Annotated in this window: 10 protein-coding genes, 1 pseudogene and 1 other annotated feature; of the genes and pseudogenes, 5 read left to right on the top strand and 6 right to left on the bottom strand. The window is 59.3% G+C overall.

Annotation, left to right across the window (positions count from 1 at the left end):
• Positions 1-82: 82 nt before the first annotated feature.
• Together rnd and AKG12_RS09385 are read right to left on the bottom strand one after the other, a co-directional pair.
• Entirely contained in the window at positions 83-1,243 is a 1,161-nt protein-coding gene (rnd, locus tag AKG12_RS09390) for a ribonuclease D (protein WP_052818588.1), read from the bottom strand.
• Between the two features lie 82 nt (positions 1,244-1,325).
• A complete protein-coding gene (locus tag AKG12_RS09385; RefSeq protein ID WP_052818587.1) occupies positions 1,326-2,597 on the bottom strand; it encodes an MFS transporter in 1,272 nt (423 codons plus the stop codon).
• A gap of 180 nt (positions 2,598-2,777) precedes the next feature.
• Here AKG12_RS09385 and aspS point away from each other — a divergent pair, with 180 nt between their 5' ends.
• The 4 genes and pseudogenes from aspS to AKG12_RS09365 all read left to right on the top strand — a co-directional run bounded on the left by aspS (position 2,778) and on the right by AKG12_RS09365 (position 10,377).
• A complete protein-coding gene (gene aspS, locus AKG12_RS09380; protein ID WP_052818615.1) occupies positions 2,778-4,565 on the top strand; it encodes an aspartate--tRNA ligase in 1,788 nt (595 codons plus the stop codon).
• A 255-nt stretch (positions 4,566-4,820) separates the two neighbouring features.
• Positions 4,821-6,271, top strand: a pseudogene (gene creD, locus AKG12_RS09375) (cell envelope integrity protein CreD).
• A 310-nt stretch (positions 6,272-6,581) separates the two neighbouring features.
• Complete coding sequence (locus tag AKG12_RS09370; RefSeq protein WP_052818586.1) at positions 6,582-8,687, top strand: methyl-accepting chemotaxis protein; 2,106 nt, start codon at positions 6,582-6,584, stop codon at positions 8,685-8,687.
• 78 nt (positions 8,688-8,765) lie between these two features.
• Positions 8,766-8,821: a sequence feature (sul1 is cis-regulatory element that is thought to sense ions involved in sulfur or methionine metabolism; They are found in Alphaproteobacteria), on the top strand.
• A gap of 74 nt (positions 8,822-8,895) precedes the next feature.
• The gene (locus AKG12_RS09365) at positions 8,896-10,377 is read left to right on the top strand and encodes a SulP family inorganic anion transporter (protein WP_052818614.1); all 1,482 of its coding nucleotides are present in this window, start codon (positions 8,896-8,898) and stop codon (positions 10,375-10,377) included.
• A 143-nt stretch (positions 10,378-10,520) separates the two neighbouring features.
• Here AKG12_RS09365 and AKG12_RS09360 read toward each other — a convergent pair whose 3' ends face one another.
• Positions 10,521-11,711, bottom strand: coding sequence for an aq_1923 C-terminal domain (locus AKG12_RS09360; protein ID WP_046798861.1), 1,191 nt, complete (start codon positions 11,709-11,711; stop codon positions 10,521-10,523).
• A 229-nt stretch (positions 11,712-11,940) separates the two neighbouring features.
• On the opposite strand from AKG12_RS09360, the gene parC reads away from it, so the two are divergent.
• Positions 11,941-14,193 carry a DNA topoisomerase IV subunit A gene (gene parC, locus AKG12_RS09355; protein ID WP_052818585.1) on the top strand — a complete coding sequence of 751 codons (2,253 nt, stop codon included), beginning with the start codon at positions 11,941-11,943 and terminating at the stop codon, positions 14,191-14,193.
• A gap of 84 nt (positions 14,194-14,277) precedes the next feature.
• On the opposite strand, the gene AKG12_RS09350 is transcribed toward parC, so the two are convergent.
• The 3 genes from AKG12_RS09350 to hemB form a co-directional block, all read right to left on the bottom strand.
• Positions 14,278-15,036 (bottom strand): arginyltransferase, encoded by a 759-nt coding sequence (locus tag AKG12_RS09350; RefSeq protein WP_046798863.1) that lies wholly within the window; start codon positions 15,034-15,036, stop codon positions 14,278-14,280.
• Between the two features lie 178 nt (positions 15,037-15,214).
• Positions 15,215-15,673, bottom strand: a complete 459-nt coding sequence (locus AKG12_RS09340; protein ID WP_052818583.1) for an RDD family protein — start codon at positions 15,671-15,673, stop codon at positions 15,215-15,217.
• 98 nt (positions 15,674-15,771) lie between these two features.
• Positions 15,772-16,785: a porphobilinogen synthase gene (gene hemB, locus AKG12_RS09335; RefSeq protein ID WP_052818582.1), complete on the bottom strand. Its 1,014-nt coding sequence runs from the start codon at positions 16,783-16,785 to the stop codon at positions 15,772-15,774.
• Positions 16,786-16,856 lie beyond the last annotated feature (71 nt).

Genomic DNA, 16,856 nt, shown 5'->3' with positions numbered 1-16,856 from the left:
TAAGAGATGGAACGCGATACGGGCAAAATTGGGGTAGAGCAGTTCCAGTCAAAGCGGAAACTCTCCAGCGGCGGGCGGGTGATTACGGCTCGCTTGCCGCAACCTCAACCGCCTCGACCTTCTTGCCGGCAAAACGCAGGGCCACTTCGCCGTTGATGAGTTTCAGCGCCACATCGCCGAAGAGTTCGCGCCGCCAGCCGCTCAGTGCCCCCACGGTCGCGTTTTCACCTTCAGCGGCGATCTTGTCCAGATCGTCGCTGTTGGCGATGACCTTGGCGGCAACGCCGTGTTTGTCGGCCGTCAGCTTCAGCAGAACCTTTAAAAGTTCCACGGCAGCACCGGAGCCTTCCGGCGCGTGGCTGTGACGCGGCGCCTTGGGCATTTCCTCTTTCGGCAATGCCAGCGCCGCATTTACGGTTTCGACGATCGCGGTGCCGGAAGTGGAGCGTTCCCAGCCTTTAGGGATGGTACGAAGCCGCGACAGCGCCTCGGCGTCCTTCGGCTGCTGTTGGGCGATTTCGAAGATCGCATCGTCTTTCAGGACGCGGGAACGCGGCACGTTGCGCGAACGCGCCTCACGCTCGCGCCAGGCGGCGACGAATTTGAGGATGGCGAGTTCGGTCGGCTTGCGCAGGCGCGATTTCAGCCGCAGCCAGGCGTCGTCGGGATGCATGTCATAGGTGTCACGCGATTCCAGAATGTCCATCTCTTCGGTCAGCCACAGCGAGCGGCCTTCACGCTCCAGCTGCGCCTTCAACGAGAGATAGACGTCGCGCAGATGGGTCACGTCGGCCAGCGCGTAATCCAGCTGCTTTTCGGTCAGCGGGCGGCGGCTCCAGTCGGTGAAGCGCGAGGATTTGTCAATCTGCACGTTCTTGATCTTCTGCACCAGCTGGTCGTAGGAGATCGAATCGCCGAAACCGCAAACCATGGCGGCGACCTGGGTGTCGAAGATCGGGTGCGGGATGAGCCCGCCGAGATGGTAGATGATTTCGATATCCTGCCGCGCGGCGTGGAAAACCTTCACGACAGCAGGATTGGCCATCAGCTCGAAAAGCGGCGTCAGATCGAGACCCTTGGCGAGCGGATCGACCAGCACTTCAAGCGTCGGGCTTGCCATCTGCACGAGGCACAGCTCCGGCCAGAAGGTCGTTTCCCGCAGGAACTCGGTGTCGATGGTGATGAATTCCGATTTCGCCAGTTCCGTGCAGGCTTCGGCGAGGGCGGCAGTCGTTTCAATCATTGCAAATGGCCACTCGTGAAAATTATCCGTCTTACTTTCCCTTTGCCGGGCGCATGTCAATACAAAGCCCGCTTTTGAAGGCTCAAGGATCGTTTTTCTCGGGCGGATTGGGCTCCGTGCCGTCCTTTTTGGGCGGCATGGGGGCGGCGAGCTTCTGAAAATATGCGGATGTGCGCAAAAGCGAACGGAACCGCCAGTTCCTCTCCTCCACTGGAACGCCCTCACGCACCCGCAGCCGGTGTATGGTGTAGGCGATGAAAACGATCTGGATCGCCGCCGTATAGCTGAACAGCGCCTTCGGACCGAACTGGTCGATCAGGACGGAGGCGAGCAGCGGCCCGACGGTGGCCCCCACCGACCAGAAGAACAAAAGCCCGGCCGAAACCATCGCATGTTCGCCTTCCTTGGCATGGTCGTTGCCGTGGGCGGAACTGAGCGAATAAAGCGGCAGGGCGAATGCGCCGAACACGAAGACGCCGATGATGTTGCTCCATTCATCCGTGCCGGCGAAGAAGGCAAGAAACAGGCCGACGACGACAGAGCCGGCGGTGGTGGCGAGAATGATGATGCGCCGGTCATAGCGATCGGAGTAGACGCCGAGCGGATATTGCAGCACCACGCCGCCGATGATGCCGGCGCTCATGAAGGTGGCGATCGCCGTTACCGAAAGGCCGATCTGTTCGGCATAGATCGGGCCGATATTGCGAAACGCCGCCATGCTGAGACCGACGGCGACGCAGCCGACCACGGCAAGTGGTGAAATGCGCCAGACGGCAAACAGATTGAAGGGGATCTGTTTCGGCGGGGCGGGGTTGGATTTGTCGGCAAGCGAGATCGGCACCAGCGAAAGCGTGAGCGCCATGGCGATCAGCGAAAACACCACCGGTCCGTCGATGCCGGCGACGGGAATGACATATTGGGCGAGCGTGACGGAGCCGAGATCGACGAAACGATAGATGGACAGCGTCCGCGCCCGGTTGGAATTCGTCACCTGCGCATTGATCCAGCTTTCGATGGCCGCAAAAAGACAGGCGACCGCAATGCCGATGATGAAGCGCATCGCCAGCCAGAACAGCGGATGCAGGACAAGCGGCATGGCGATCGACGCGGCCGACGCCACCGCCGCCATGGTGGCGAAAGTGCGGATATGACCTATCTTGCGCAGCAGGCGCGTCACCGAAATGCAGCCGAGTGCGAAGCCGAGACTATAGGCGGCGCTGATGAGGCCGATGGTACTGGCCGAAAACCCTTCGGACAGGCCGCGCAGCGCGATATAGGTTCCCTGCAGGCCGTTGCCGCCGATCAATATGCCGGCGGTGACGAGAAGGGGGATAAGGGGTCTGATCTGGCTCATTGCGGGCCGACTCGGTTTGGCGGGCTGAATAAGCACTATCTAAAGCCAAGGCGGGGGAAAGGACAGTCAGGAGGCGACAATCTTGCGCTTTGCCTTGACAAATCAGGCTGGTCATGCGTTTTTCCGGCCAATTTCGACAGTGCGGCCCACATGGCGCACGACACGTTCCAGGATATAAAAATGCATCGTTACCGCAGCCACACCTGTGCCGCTCTCCGCAAGTCCGACGTCGGCGAAACCGTTCGCCTTTCCGGTTGGGTTCACCGCGTGCGAGATCATGGCGGCGTTCTCTTCATCGACCTTCGCGACCATTACGGCATCACCCAGGTGGTGGCAGATCCTGATAGCCCGGCCTTCAAGGTTGCCGAGACGGTGCGTGGCGAATGGGTCATCCGCATCGACGGCCTCATCAAGGCGCGCTCAGAGGACACCATCAACAAGGGCATGGCGACCGGCGAGATCGAGCTTTATGCGCAGGAGATCGAGGTTCTTGGTGTTGCGAAGGAACTGCCGCTGCCGGTGTTCGGTGAGCCGGAATATCCCGAAGACGTACGCCTGAAATATCGCTTCCTCGACCTTCGCCGCGAGACGCTGCACAAGAACATCGTCAAGCGCACGCAGATCATCTCTTCCATGCGCAAGGGCATGGGTGAACTGGGCTTTGCCGAATATACCACGCCGATCCTCACCGCATCCTCGCCGGAAGGTGCGCGCGACTTCCTCGTTCCCTCGCGTATCCATGAAGGCCAGTTCTTCGCGCTGCCGCAGGCGCCGCAGCAGTACAAGCAGCTTTTGATGGTGGCCGGTTTCGACCGCTACTTCCAGATCGCTCCCTGCTTTCGCGATGAAGACCCGCGTGCCGACCGCCTGCCGGGTGAATTCTACCAGCTCGACGTCGAAATGAGCTTCGTGACCCAGGAAGATGTCTGGACCACGATGGAGCCGATGATGACGGCCGTGTTCGAACAGTTTGCCGAAGGCAAGCCGGTGACGAAACAGTGGCCGCGCATTCCCTATGACGAATCGATCCGCAAATACGGCTCCGACAAGCCGGACCTGCGCAACCCGATCGTCATGGAAGCCGTAACCGAACATTTCGACGGTTCGGGCTTCAAGGTCTTCGCCAACATGATCGCTTCCAACCCCAAGGTTCAGGTCTGGGCGATCCCTGCCAAGACCGGCGGGTCGCGCGCTTTCTGCGACCGCATGAACGTGTGGGCGCAGAGCCAGGGCCAGCCTGGCCTCGGTTATATCTTCTGGAAGGAAGAAGACGGCAAGGTCGGCGGCTCCGGCCCGCTCGCCAAGAACATCGGCGAGGAACGCACCGAAGCGCTGCGCACGCGGCTCGGCCTTGAAGCGGGCGATGCCTGCTTCTTCGTCGCCGGCGATCCCGCCAAGTTCTACAAGTTCGCCGGTGAGGCGCGCACCCGCGCTGCCGACGAACTGAACCTGATCGACCGCGACCGTTTTGAAATGTGCTGGATCGTCGATTTCCCCTTCTTCGAATACAACGACGAAGAAAAGAAGATCGATTTCGCCCATAACCCCTTCTCCATGCCGCAGGGTGGCATGGAAGCGCTGGAAGGGCAGGATCCGCTCTCCATCAAGGCGTTCCAGTATGACGCGGTCTGCAACGGCTTCGAAATCGCTTCCGGCTCGATCCGTAACCAGTCGCCTGAGTTGATGGTGAAGGCCTTCGAAAAGGTCGGCCTGTCGCAGAGCGATGTGGAAGAGCGCTTCGGCGGTCTCTACCGTGCCTTCCAGTACGGCGCGCCTCCGCATGGCGGTTGCGCTTTCGGCATCGACCGTGTGGTCATGTTGCTGGTCGGCGCCAAGAACCTTCGCGAAATCACGCTGTTCCCGATGAACCAGCAGGCGCAGGACCTCTTGATGAATGCCCCGTCGCCGGCAACGCCGACGCAGCTTCGCGAACTGGCGCTGCGCGTGGTTCCGTCCAAAAAGGACTGATCTGGATTTATTCAGGTTCAAACAAAGGGCTGGCGGCAACGCCGGCCCTTTTTGTTTTTGCAACGAACGCGGCAAAGTCACAATTTTACCGCGAGTTAAACCGAATTCCGCGCACAATCAGCCGAAATCCGCTTCCAGTATAGGCTCCGCGTTCACCTGGGGGGACGCAAGACTATTTGGGGTTTTAAACTTGGGACAGCGCCGGCCGAACTTCGCTTTCGGTTTCGGCGTGATCATATTTATAAGGATTTCAGAATGGTACATGAAACGGAAAAAGATATCGCGCCGGCGGGTGGATATGCGCCTCCAGCCCCGCCGCGCAGCAATTTCGCCGTCAGCCTGCGCTCGCCGGGCGCCAAGTTCCTGATGATTGGCTTCATATCCATGGTTCTGCTCGTACCGCTCCTGCTTGTCTGGGGGTTGACGGAAGAGCGCGCCTCGCGGGCGGAAGATGTGTCGGGCCGGATTGCCAATGGCTGGGGCGGTGATCAGGTGGTGAACGGTCCCTATCTTGCCGTGCCTTTCGACGTGGACCGCCGCCGCGAGGTGAATGGCCAGAGCATCGTCGACCGCACGACCGAATGGGTGCTGGTCATGCCGAAACGCTTGATGTTGCGGCCGATCTGAAGACCGAGGAAAAGCAGCTGTCGATCTATAGCCTGCCGGTCTACAACGGCAACGTCATGCTGAAAGGCCGCTTCGGTTCCGGCATCCTGCAGGATCTTGCGCGCTTTTCCGGCACGCCGCGACTGGAGAACGCCATTCTCGTCCTCAGCATACAGGATATTACCGGCATCCGCTCCAGCGCCGGCGTCAAAATCGATGGCGGCCCGGTTCTGCCTTTTGATCCCGGCATGCGGGATATTTCGGCACTGACCAACCGCGCCGGTCCGGAAATCGCCATCAGGTCCGATGCCGGAGTGCACAGGGTGATTGAAAGAAACCTCATCGAAACCGGCTTCGCCTTCGATATCGCCTTTTCCCTGAATGGTTCAGGCAGTTTCGCCGTGGCGCCGGCCGGCCAGACGACGAGCTTTGCGGCAAACGCCGATTGGCCGCATCCGGGCTTTGAAGGCCTGTTCCTGCCCGAGCAGAAGACCGTCACCGCCACGGATTTCAAGGCGAACTGGACCATTCCTTATCTTGCCAGGGGCATAGATCGGGTGGTGGAGGGCACGCGTCTGCCGCTGTCGGGCAGCCTCATGACGATCAACCTCGTTGAACCCGTGAAATTCTACCAGATCATCGCCCGGACGCTGAAATATTCGATCGGTTTCATCTCGCTGGTCTTCCTTGCCGTCTTCATCGTTGAACTCAAGGGCGGCACTGTCGTGCACTGGATACAATATGTGCTGACGGGGTTGGCGCTGATTATTTTCTACGTGTTGTTGCTGGCACTCTCAGAGCATACTGGCTTCACGGCTGCCTATATCACGGCATCAACATCGACGGCGGCACTGATCGCATCGTATCTCGGAAGCGCAACCAGTAGTCGCAGGAACGGTGTGGCATTGTTTACCGCATTGGCGGTCGCCTACGGCGTCATGTATCTGGTTTTGAACGAAGACGAGTATGCGTTGCTGGCAGGTGCTGTGATTTCCTTCATTGCCATAGCCGCAACCATGTACGCCACCCGCCGGGTCGATTGGTCGGGGGGCAGGGGCATCGCAGATTCGCAACTCTGCAAACGAGGCGGCATAGTCTAGCTTACTCCAGCCAGATTGGTCTCGAATCGTCGTAACTCCCCGTTTTTCCTTGTCCGACTTGGTGTCAGATGAGAAAAGCGGGGAGCGAATACTGGGGCGGGATGGCAACGCTTTCCCACCTGTTGTCTACTCTGTTTTTGCTAGAGGCATCTTAATCGTGGAGTGTTTTTTGCTTGCGGGCATCCGCTGTGTATTCTGTTTAACCTGTGGGTTGTCATAAAAACTTAATCAAACTGACAAATCCGGTAGAGAACTTCTTAAGCCTTGTCGATCATTCATCGCCCCACGAAGTTTCACAAACGAGGGTTGAATGTTTTCGCTGGTCTCGACGTTCAAAATTGCGCATCGCGTGTCCATGCTGGCGCTGGCTGCGCTGTGCGGTATCGCCGTCATCGCCGGCATGCTGCTGTGGCAAAGGCAGATGGAGGAGCGTTATCGCGTCGCTGAAGACACGCTGATCCAGAGGGACGGGGTGTTGACGACGCTGGTGGACGCTCTGCATGAAAGCCGCCTGCACCAGAGGGACTTCCTGCTTTCCAGGGACATGAATTCCGTGGCGCAGTTCGACCAGACGATGGGCAGGGTTGCGCAGTCCGTCAATTCCCTCGAAGGCAGCGCGACATCGCAGACCCGCGTGAAACTTGATGCGCTGGCGCAGGGTGTTGCTGCCTATGGTGAACGCATGAAAGCGCTGGTTTCCAAAAATCAGGAGCTGGGTCTCACCCCCGCAGACGGACTTGAAGGCGCGATGCGTAATGGTGTGCATTCCATTGAAAAACACATCGACACCGTTGCCAATGCCGAAATCCGCGCCAGCATGTTGATGATGCGCAGGCACGAAAAGGATTTCATCCTGCGGCGCGACGAAACCTATGCGACGAAACATGCCGCCGAGGTGGAAACCTTCAAGGCGCTGGTAAAGCTGGAATATCGGCCAGGCGCGGAGCGCCAGCGCATCATGGACGCGCTGGAAATCTACACCGCCTCATTCCGCTTTTATGCGCAGGCGGTGCTGGAGGAGCAAAAAGCGCGCGAAACGGTCGCTTCCGCCTACAATGCGTTGCTGCCCGTTGTCGCCGATATTTCCTCGGCCTATCGGCAGGAGCGGCAGGCAAGCGCGCTGGAAAACAAAAATGCGGCGGAAACCACGGTTTCGATCGTCGTCGCCCTCATTGCCCTGACCGTCGTGATCCTTTTTGCCGGGGTCTATTTCATTGGCCGTTCGATAACCCGCCCCGCGACCTTGATCACCGGCGCGATGCGTCGTCTTGCCGAAGGTGAAACCGAATTCGCCGTTCCCGGCCTGCGCCGCAAGGATGAATTTGGCGCCATGGCGCAGGCGCTGGAAATTTTCCGGCAGGCCGCCATCGCCAAGATCGAACTGGAGAACCAGACTTTTGCGGCCCGGCAACAGGCGGAAGATCAAAAGGCCCGCTTCCAGCGAGAGGCGGAGGCCGAGGCACAGGCGCGGCTGATGCAGGCGACCAGCGGTCTCGCGGCAGCGCTGCACCGCCTCGCCGCCGGTGATCTCTCCTTCGAGTTGAACGAGCCTTTCGCCCCGGATTTCGAGACGTTGCGCCACGATCTCAACCGCACCATCCGCCAGCTGGACGCCGCCATGTCCGGCGTCGTGCAGTCGAGCGTTGCGATTGACGGCGGCAGCCAGGAAATCAGCCAGAGCGCTGCCGATCTTGCCCGCCGCACTGAGCAACAGGCCGCCTCGCTGGAAGAGACCGCCGCCGCTCTCGATGAATTGACCGCGAATATCCGCATTTCGGCGGAACGCGCGGTGGAAGCCCGCACGGTCGCCCATTCGGCCGATGAGGATGCCACCCGCACGGCCGATCTTGTCGTCGACACCATCATGGCCATGGAAAAGATCGAGCAATCATCCGGCAAGATCGGCAGCATTATCAGCGTCATCGATGAGATCGCCTTCCAGACCAATCTTCTCGCGCTCAACGCTGGTGTGGAGGCCGCGCGTGCAGGCGAGGCGGGGCGCGGTTTCGCCGTCGTCGCGCAGGAGGTGCGCGAACTGGCGCAGCGCTCTGCAAAAGCGGCGGCCGAGATCAAGGTGCTCATCCGCAACTCCAGCACCGAGGTGAAGGACGGTGCTCGTTTCGTGCGGGAAACAGGTGCTGCCCTGTCGCGCATCGGCGGCTCGGTCAAGACGATCAACGGCCATATCGAAGCCATCGCCGTCGCGACAAAGGAGCAGTCGCTCGGGCTTTCCGAGATCAATACTGCCGTCAACCATCTGGATCAGGGTACACAGCAGAATGCCGCCATGGTCGAGGAAAACAATGCCGCCAGCGCCATGCTGGCGAGCGAGACGGCCCGTCTCAAGGATCTGGTCTGTCAGTTCCGGCTGAGTGATATGCATATAGAGGAGCGTGGCTTGCGCGAAGCGGCCTGATACCTCATTTCGCTGCATCGAAAAGCGGGCGCGCAACTTGCCGCCCGCTTTTTTGCTGTTTATAGGTGGGGTACTCACCACGGACCCGGTGAAATCCCGGGTGGCTCTTCTGGCCGCCGATCCGCCAGACAACGCAAAGCACCGACATTCCTTTTCAATCTACCGGACATGGCTCCGGCCGGTGCGTCATTCTTTGCGAAAAAATCAGATGAACAGATTTCAGACTTACAGACGTGAGTGGTTTTCCAATATTCGCGGCGATGTGCTTTCCGGCATCGTTGTCGCGCTCGCCCTCATTCCCGAAGCCATCGGCTTTTCCGTCATTGCCGGCGTCGATCCGAAAGTGGGGCTGTTTGCCTCCTTCGCCATCGCCTGCGTTTCCGCCTTCACCGGCGGGCGGCCGGGCATGATTTCGGCGGCAACCGCTGCCACTGCCGTGCTTATGGTCACGCTCGTCAAGGAGCACGGCCTGCAATATCTCTTTGCCGCCACCATCCTCATGGGCGTGCTGCAGATCGCGGCGGGTTTTGCGAGGCTTGGCCGGGTGATGCGCTTCGTCTCGCGCTCTGTCATGACCGGTTTCGTCAATGCGCTGGCGATCCTGATCTTCATGGCGCAATTGCCCGAACTGATCGGCGTGCCGGTTGAAACCTATGTCATGATCGCGGCTGGCCTTGCGATCATCTATCTCTTCCCGCTGGTCACGAAGATCATCCCGTCACCGCTGGTCGCCATCGTTGTCCTGACCTGTGTTGCGGTGTTTTCCGGTATGGATATCCGCACGGTCGGCGATCTCGGCGAGTTGCCGTCAACATTGCCGATTTTTGCATTGCCGCAGGTGCCTTTTACCTTCGAGACGTTGCAGATCATCTTTCCCTATTCCGTGGCGCTCGCCGCCGTCGGCCTGCTGGAATCGCTGCTGACGGCTCAGATCGTCGACGACATGACGGATACGGGCAGCAACAAGAGCCAGGAATGCATCGGGCAGGGGACGAGCAATATCGCCTCTGCCCTCATCGGCGGCATGGGCGGCTGCGCCATGATTGGCCAGTCCGTCATCAATGTCAGCTCCGGCGGTCGCGGCCGCTTGTCCACCTTCATCGCGGGTGCGTTCCTGCTGTTCCTCATCCTGGTGCTGGACGATCTCGTGCGCATCATTCCCATGGCGGCTCTGGTGGCAGTCATGATCATGGTGTCCATCGGCACCTTCTCATGGCGTTCGATCCTTGATCTCCGCCGCAACCCGCCATCTTCAAGCATCGTCATGCTGGTAACCGTCGGCACGGTGCTCGCCACCCATGACCTTGCAAAGGGTGTGCTGGCGGGCGTGCTTCTTTCCGGTGTGTTTTTCGCAGGCAAGGTGTCTAAGCTCTTCCATGTCCGGCCGGAGCTTTCAGCCGATGGCCGGGAGCGGATCTACCGCGTCGACGGTCAGATTTTCTTCGCTTCGACGGAGAGCTTCATCGCCGCCTTTGATTTTGCCGAAGAGGTGGAGGCGGTGACGATTGATGTCACGGAGGCGCATCTGTGGGATATTTCGGCGGTCGGCGCGCTGGATAAGGTCGTCCTGAAATTCCGTAAAGTCGGCAAGCGGGTCGAAGTGATCGGTGTCAACGAGGCGAGCGCCCACATGATCGACCGTTTCGCCTTGCACGACAAGCAGGGTGCGGCGGCAGCCCCGCTGCACTAAGGCATTTCCAGTAAAACTGCGTAGCGGTTTACGTCCGGAAAATGCGCAGAAATAAATAGCTAGAGCACGTCCTCCGATTTCGCTTTCACTGGACGTGCTCTAAGCGCAAAAGAAAAGCCCCGGCAAAACCGGGGCTTTTTTGTTTATTCGTTTGCCGTCACCGTCACGCCGAGCATTTTCGGCAGGGTGTTCGGCGCGCCCATCGCAGCGCCCATGATCATCGGGAACGGAACCGGCTTTTCCGGTTCTGCGGTGATGGCGAAGTTCTTCGGATTGTCGATATAGGTGTTGATCGCCACCGACACCATGTTCTGCAATTCCGGAACGTTGAGCGAGGCCATCATGATGGGGGCCATGCCCTTGATGGTCTGGGCAAGCTGGTCGCTCGTCATGCCCTGCTGGCTTGCCGCGTAATCGATGGCGCGCTTGGTGATGCTGGCGTCTTCAAAGCTGATTTCGGCGTTGATAAAGGAAAGCTGCTGCATCAGGCCGAGCATGGCAAGGCTTGCCGCCTGGTCCGCCTGTTCCTTGTTCGGATTGGCGGCCTGCGCCTTTACCGTCTCCTGCATCGACTTGATGAAGGCGAGCGTGTAGCCGGAGAAGCCGAACGACATGTTGAGGCGGCCGACATTGTCGAGGTCGATGGCATATTCCTCGACATCGACGGTGCCGGAGGCGACTTCCCAGCTGCCGCTCATGGTCATGTCGCCGGAAAGGGCCTTGAGTTCGAGCTTCTCGATTGCGTCCTTCGTGGCCGGGTCGGTGACTTCGCTGAGATCGGCCTTGAAGCCGGATGCATCGAGTTCGAAACCGATCGAGGCCTTGTCATCGCTGACGGACATCGTCGCGGTGCTTTCTTCAAGCGAGAAAGCCGGCTTGCCGTCGATGGAAACCGAAACCGGGCCGCTATGCGCTTCGTCATAGAACATCAGTGCATCCACGGTGCCCGTGGTTGCATCGGCGGGAATGACGAGGCCCGACATGTAGATGTCGCTTGCCTTGATCTCCACGTTTTCTTGGCTGTAGTTGATATTGTCGAAACGGGCGTTCTTGATCGTATAACCGCCCTTGTTTTCCTCGACGCCTTCAAGCGTGATGTTGCCGACCGGTATTTTCTTGGCCGGATCGGCAGCCGCGTTGAAGGTCACGCTGTTCAGAGTTACCGTCGAGCCGTTGACGGCAACCGAGCCGGCGGCGATCTCGCCGCCCTGCGCGGCATAGGCTGCATTGATCTTCTTCAGCACATCCCCGCCATCCAGCGCAAAAGCCGGTGCCGAAAGCGTAAGAAGCGCGGCACTGGCGAAAAGAACCTGCCGGGTGGATTTCAGTCTCATGATGTTTCTTCCCTCAACGTACGGATGTGCACCGTGTCAGAATGCTAATGGTGATACTTATATTCACGATTATTCAAAGGTCTATAGGATTTAGATCGATTCGCATGACGGCGGCATTGCGGCATTTAGATCGCGGTTAACAAAAAACCTCGTGAGAGAGGTGCTTTCATCCACAGGGCAGACCCCCGAATTTCTTGCCGGGAATCGGCATTTCCGCTAGTCAAGCACCATGGGAAAAAATCTTGTACCTCCGTCTGGCGGAGACGATAACATTCATCCGGTCGATTTGAAGGCGGCGCTTGAAGAGCGCTACCTCGCTTACGCCTTGTCCACGATCATGCATCGTGCGCTGCCGGATGTGCGTGACGGCCTCAAGCCGGTGCATCGCCGTATCATTCACGCCATGAGCGAAATGGGCATTCGTCCCAATTCGGCCTTCAAGAAATGCGCCCGTATCGTCGGTGACGTTATCGGTAAGTTCCACCCGCATGGCGACCAGTCGGTCTATGATGCGCTGGTGCGTCTCGCGCAGGATTTCTCACAACGTTATCCGATCGTCGACGGGCAGGGCAATTTCGGCAACATCGATGGCGACGGTGCTGCTGCCTATCGTTACACCGAAGCGCGCATGACTGACGTGGCGGCGCTGCTGCTGGAAGGCATCGGCGAAGACGCCGTGGATTTCCGCGCCACCTATAACGAGGAAGACGAGGAACCGGTGGTCCTGCCGGGCGCTTTCCCGAATCTTCTGGCCAACGGTGCCTCTGGCATTGCCGTCGGCATGGCGACATCGATCCCGCCGCACAATGCCCACGAACTTTGCGATGCGGCGCTATATCTCATCAAGCATCCCGATGCGACGGTCGAGAAGCTGGTGGAGTTCATTCCCGGCCCCGATCTACCCACGGGCGGCGTGATCATCGAAAGCCGCGAGAATATTCTCGAGGCCTACAAGACGGGGCGTGGCGGTTTCCGCGTGCGCGCCAAGTGGGAAACGGAAGATCTCGGCCGTGGCGGTTACCAGATCGTCATCACCGAAATTCCCTTCCAGGTGCAGAAATCGCGGCTTATCGAAAAGATCGCCGAGCTGCTGCTCGCCCGCAAGCTGCCGCTGCTGGAAGATGTTCGAGACGAATCCGCTGAAGATGTGCGCATTGTGCTGGTGCCGAAGAACCGCACCGTCGATGCGACGCTCCTGATGGAATCGCTGTTTCGCCTGTCTGACCTCGAAAGCCGCCTGCCGCTCAACATGAACGTGCTGTCGCTGGGCAAGGTGCCGAAGGTCATGGCGCTGAATGAGGTGCTGAGCGAGTGGCTGGCGCACCGCAAGGATGTTCTCGTCCGCCGCTCCCGCCACCGTCTTGCCGCCATCGACCGCAGGCTTGAGATTCTGGGCGGCCTGCTGGTCGCCTATCTCAATCTGGATGAGGTTATCCGCATCATCCGCGAGGAGGACGAGCCGAAACAGGTGATGATGGCCAAGTGGTCGCTCACCGACAATCAGGCCGAAGCCATCCTCAACATGCGGCTGCGCAATCTGCGCAAGCTCGAGGAATTCGAAATTCGCAAGGAGTTCGATGAACTCAGCAGCGAGAAGGCCGAAATCGAAGGTCTGCTCGCTTCCGACGACAAGCAGTGGCAGACCGTCGCCTGGGAAATCGGCGAGGTCAAAAAGAAATATGCCAAGGCAACCGAGATCGGCCGTCGCCGCACACAGTTCGCGGATGCGCCGGATGCCGATATCGAGGCCATCCAGCAGGCGATGATCGAGAAGGAACCGGTCACCATCGTCATCTCGCAGAAGGGCTGGATCAGGGCGTTGAAGGGCCACATGTCCGATACGTCGGCCTTGACCTTCAAGGAAGGTGACGGCCCGAAGCTTGCCTTCCCGGCGCAGACGACCGACAAGCTGCTGCTTTTGACCACCGGCGGCAAGGCCTATACGCTCGGCGCCGACAAGCTGCCCGGCGGGCGCGGCCATGGCGAACCGATCCGCATTATGGTTGATATGGAGAACGATCAGGACATCCTGACCGCCTTCGTGCACGACCCGTCGCGCAAGCTGCTGCTCGTCTCCACGGCCGGCAACGGTTTCATCGTGGCGGAAAGTGAAATGGTCGCGAATACCCGCAAGGGCAAGCAGATCATGAATGTCTCGATGCCTGATGAAGCCAAGCTCGCGGTGCCGGTGACGGGCGATCATGTCGCCGTCGTCGGCGAAAACCGCAAGCTCCTGGCCTTCCCGCTGTCGCAGGTGCCGGAAATGTCACGTGGCAAGGGCGTGCGCCTGCAACGCTACAAGGATGGCGGCGTCATTGACGTGAAATGTTTCGCCGTTGCCGAGGGTCTGAGCTGGTCCGACACGGCCGGGCGTCTCTTTAACAAGGTGGGTGACGAACTCCGCGAATGGCTGGCCGACCGGGCAACGGCGGGCCGCACCGTGCCAAAGGGTTTTCCGCGTAGCGGGAAGTTTGGCGGGTAATATTTTAGTGGCGTCCCGGAAGTTTACTCGGGACGTCTTTCATGTGTTTTTGCTATCCGAATTGAATAGGACGTGGCGCCCCCGTTATTCTTCGCCAGGCTCATAAACCTCCCACCCGCGCGGCGTCAGATGTTCCTGCGGATGGTAGCGGGTCTTGTAGCCCATCTTTTCCGAACCATCGACCCAGTAGCCGAGATACACATGCGGCAGGCCAAGTGCGCGGGTGCGGGTGATGTGATCGATGATCATGAAAGTGCCGAGCGAGCGTTTTTCAAGATCGGGGTTGAAGAAGGAATAGACCATCGACAGCCCGTCGCTCATCACGTCGCTGAGCGCCACGGCCAGCAACTCGCCGCGTTTGCTGGAATCAATGCCTGAGCCCGGTTCGCGCACGCGGTATTCGATGATGCGGGTGTTCACATGCGTGTCTTCGACCATGATCGCATAGTCCAGCGCCGACATGTCAGACATGCCGCCAGACTGGTGGCGGTGGTCGAGATAACGGCGGAACAGGGAGAACTGCTCGGTGGAAGGCTCGGCGGCGTGAACGGTGGCGACGACATCCTTGTTGATGGACAATACGCGCCGCATCGATTTCGTCGGCTGGAACTGCTCGGTCAGGATGCGCACGGAAACGCAGGCGCGGCAGTTTTCGCAGGCGGGGCGATAGGCGATGTTTTGCGAACGCCTGAAACCGCCCTGGGTCAGAAGGTCGTTCATTTCCGAGGCGCGCGGGCCAACCAGATGCGTAAAGACCTTCCTCTCCATCTGGTTCGGCAGATAGGGGCAGGTGGCCGGCGCCGTAAGATAGAATTGGGGGGAGGGCGTCGCCTGCGTGTTCATCGAACCGTGATCGCCTCCTGCGTCTGTTATGAAAGCGCGCCGCGATTTCACGGGGTTGGCGGCGGCGCTTCAAGCGACATGCATAATGTCACAGAATGGCAAAATGACGGAAAACGTCAACTGCGGGATGAGGTATTTACCGCCTTTGAAAGCCACGTTTTCGTGGCTTTCTTCGATATCAGCGTGTTCTGACCATGACGGTGCCGAGCAGGAAGTCGTGAACGAGGCGCGAGCGCTCGGTAAACAGGCCTGCCAGAAGAATCAAAGGTGTCAAAACCGAGTTGATGACCCAGAAAAGCACGATGTGCACGGTCGCCAACAGGAAATCGATTCGCCGTCCGTCCATGCGCGCCATCGCGATGCCCATCGCCCGCATGCCGGGTGTGGCCTGCGAGGGGCCGCCGAGTGATATGCCGAAATAAAGCACCGCGACGATTACGAACAGCGCCGGGAAGAGAAACCAGCCAAGGCCGAATGTAATCACGCCGAGGAAGAAGACAATCACGGCGGCCGGAATGCAAAGCAGCAGAACGATCGCGTAATCGATCAGGAACGCGAAGACGCGCCGGCTCAGGACGCCGCTATAGGCGCGCCAGTCGTCCGGTGCGGCATAGGTGGGGTTCTGGTCGAGGCTCATCGGTCGTTTTCTCCTGAGAAGGTCTGACAACTCGGCATATGTGCCGTGTCAGCAGACAATATGGGAAGAAAACGACTGAATACAATAAGCGTCGGGTGTCAGCCCTTTGCGAGTTTGCGTGCGGCCTCGATGGCGAAATAGCTTAAGATGCCATCGCAGCCTGCACGCTTGAAACAGAGAAGCGTTTCCATCATCACCCGCTCGCCGTCGATCCAGCCATTCATGGCCGCAGCCTTGATCTGGGTATATTCGCCGGACACCTGATAGGCGAAGGTCGGCAGGCCGAAATTGTCCTTCAGCCGCCAGCAAATGTCGAGATAGGGCAGGCCGGGTTTGACCATCAGCATATCGGCGCCTTCCTCCACGTCGAGTGCTGCGTCGCGGATCGCCTCCATGCCGTTGGCAGGGCTGATATAATAGCTGTTCTTGTCGCCTTTCAGCAGACCGGCCGTCGAAATGGCTTCACGGTAGGGGCCGTAATAGCCGGAGGCGAATTTCGTCGCATAAGCCATGATGCCGACATTCTGGTGCCCAGCGGCATCAAGGCCGCGACGGATGGCGCCGATGCGGCCATCCATCATCTCTGAAGGGGAGATAATGTCGGAGCCGGCTTCGGCCTGCAGGATTGCCGCCCTGACGACCTGTTCCACAGTCTCGTCATTGACGATCTCGTCGCCGCGCAGAATGCCGTCATGTCCGTGGCTGGTGAAGGGATCGAGCGCGACATCGGTGATCATGCCGATATTTGGAACGGCTTTCTTGACGGCGATGGTCGCCTGATTGATGAGATTATTCGCCTCGAGCGCGTTCGAGCCGGTCTCGTCACGCAGCTCCATCTCGATATTCGGAAAGGTGGCGATCGCCGGGATGCCGAGGTCGGCGGCTTCCTTCGCCGCTTCGACGAGCTTGTCGATACTCATCCGGTTGACGCCGGGCATTGCCGGAATGGGATCGAGTATATTGCTGCCGGGCACGATGAAGACCGGCCAGATGAGATCGTCGACGGTCAGGCGGTTCTCCTGCACCAGACGGCGCGTCCAATCCGCCTTGCGATTGCGCCGCATGCGGCGATGGCCGGTTATCTCGTCGACCAGATGCGTTTTGTCCTGCATGTCAGAATGTCCTTCGGTCAAATTTGGAAAGCTGCATAACATGAAGCATGCGGCGTGCGAATGCGACAATG

The sequence above is a fragment of the Agrobacterium sp. SUL3 genome, from assembly GCF_001263295.1.
GTDB lineage: Bacteria > Pseudomonadota > Alphaproteobacteria > Rhizobiales > Rhizobiaceae > Agrobacterium > Agrobacterium tomkonis.
This window is presented reverse-complemented; position numbering and strand designations above follow the sequence as displayed.

Coding starts and splice junctions, on each gene's coding strand:
- AKG12_RS09360 (WP_046798861.1), bottom strand. CDS start 11,711: ATGAGACTGAAATCCACCCGGCAGGTTCTTTTCGCCAGTGCCGCGCTT.
- aspS (WP_052818615.1), top strand. CDS start 2,778: ATGCATCGTTACCGCAGCCACACCTGTGCCGCTCTCCGCAAGTCCGAC.
- hemB (WP_052818582.1), bottom strand. CDS start 16,785: ATGCAGGACAAAACGCATCTGGTCGACGAGATAACCGGCCATCGCCGC.
- rnd (WP_052818588.1), bottom strand. CDS start 1,243: ATGATTGAAACGACTGCCGCCCTCGCCGAAGCCTGCACGGAACTGGCG.
- AKG12_RS09385 (WP_052818587.1), bottom strand. CDS start 2,597: ATGAGCCAGATCAGACCCCTTATCCCCCTTCTCGTCACCGCCGGCATA.
- AKG12_RS09340 (WP_052818583.1), bottom strand. CDS start 15,673: ATGAGCCTCGACCAGAACCCCACCTATGCCGCACCGGACGACTGGCGC.
- AKG12_RS09350 (WP_046798863.1), bottom strand. CDS start 15,036: ATGAACACGCAGGCGACGCCCTCCCCCCAATTCTATCTTACGGCGCCG.
- AKG12_RS09370 (WP_052818586.1), top strand. CDS start 6,582: ATGTTTTCGCTGGTCTCGACGTTCAAAATTGCGCATCGCGTGTCCATG.
- AKG12_RS09365 (WP_052818614.1), top strand. CDS start 8,896: ATGAACAGATTTCAGACTTACAGACGTGAGTGGTTTTCCAATATTCGC.
- parC (WP_052818585.1), top strand. CDS start 11,941: ATGGGAAAAAATCTTGTACCTCCGTCTGGCGGAGACGATAACATTCAT.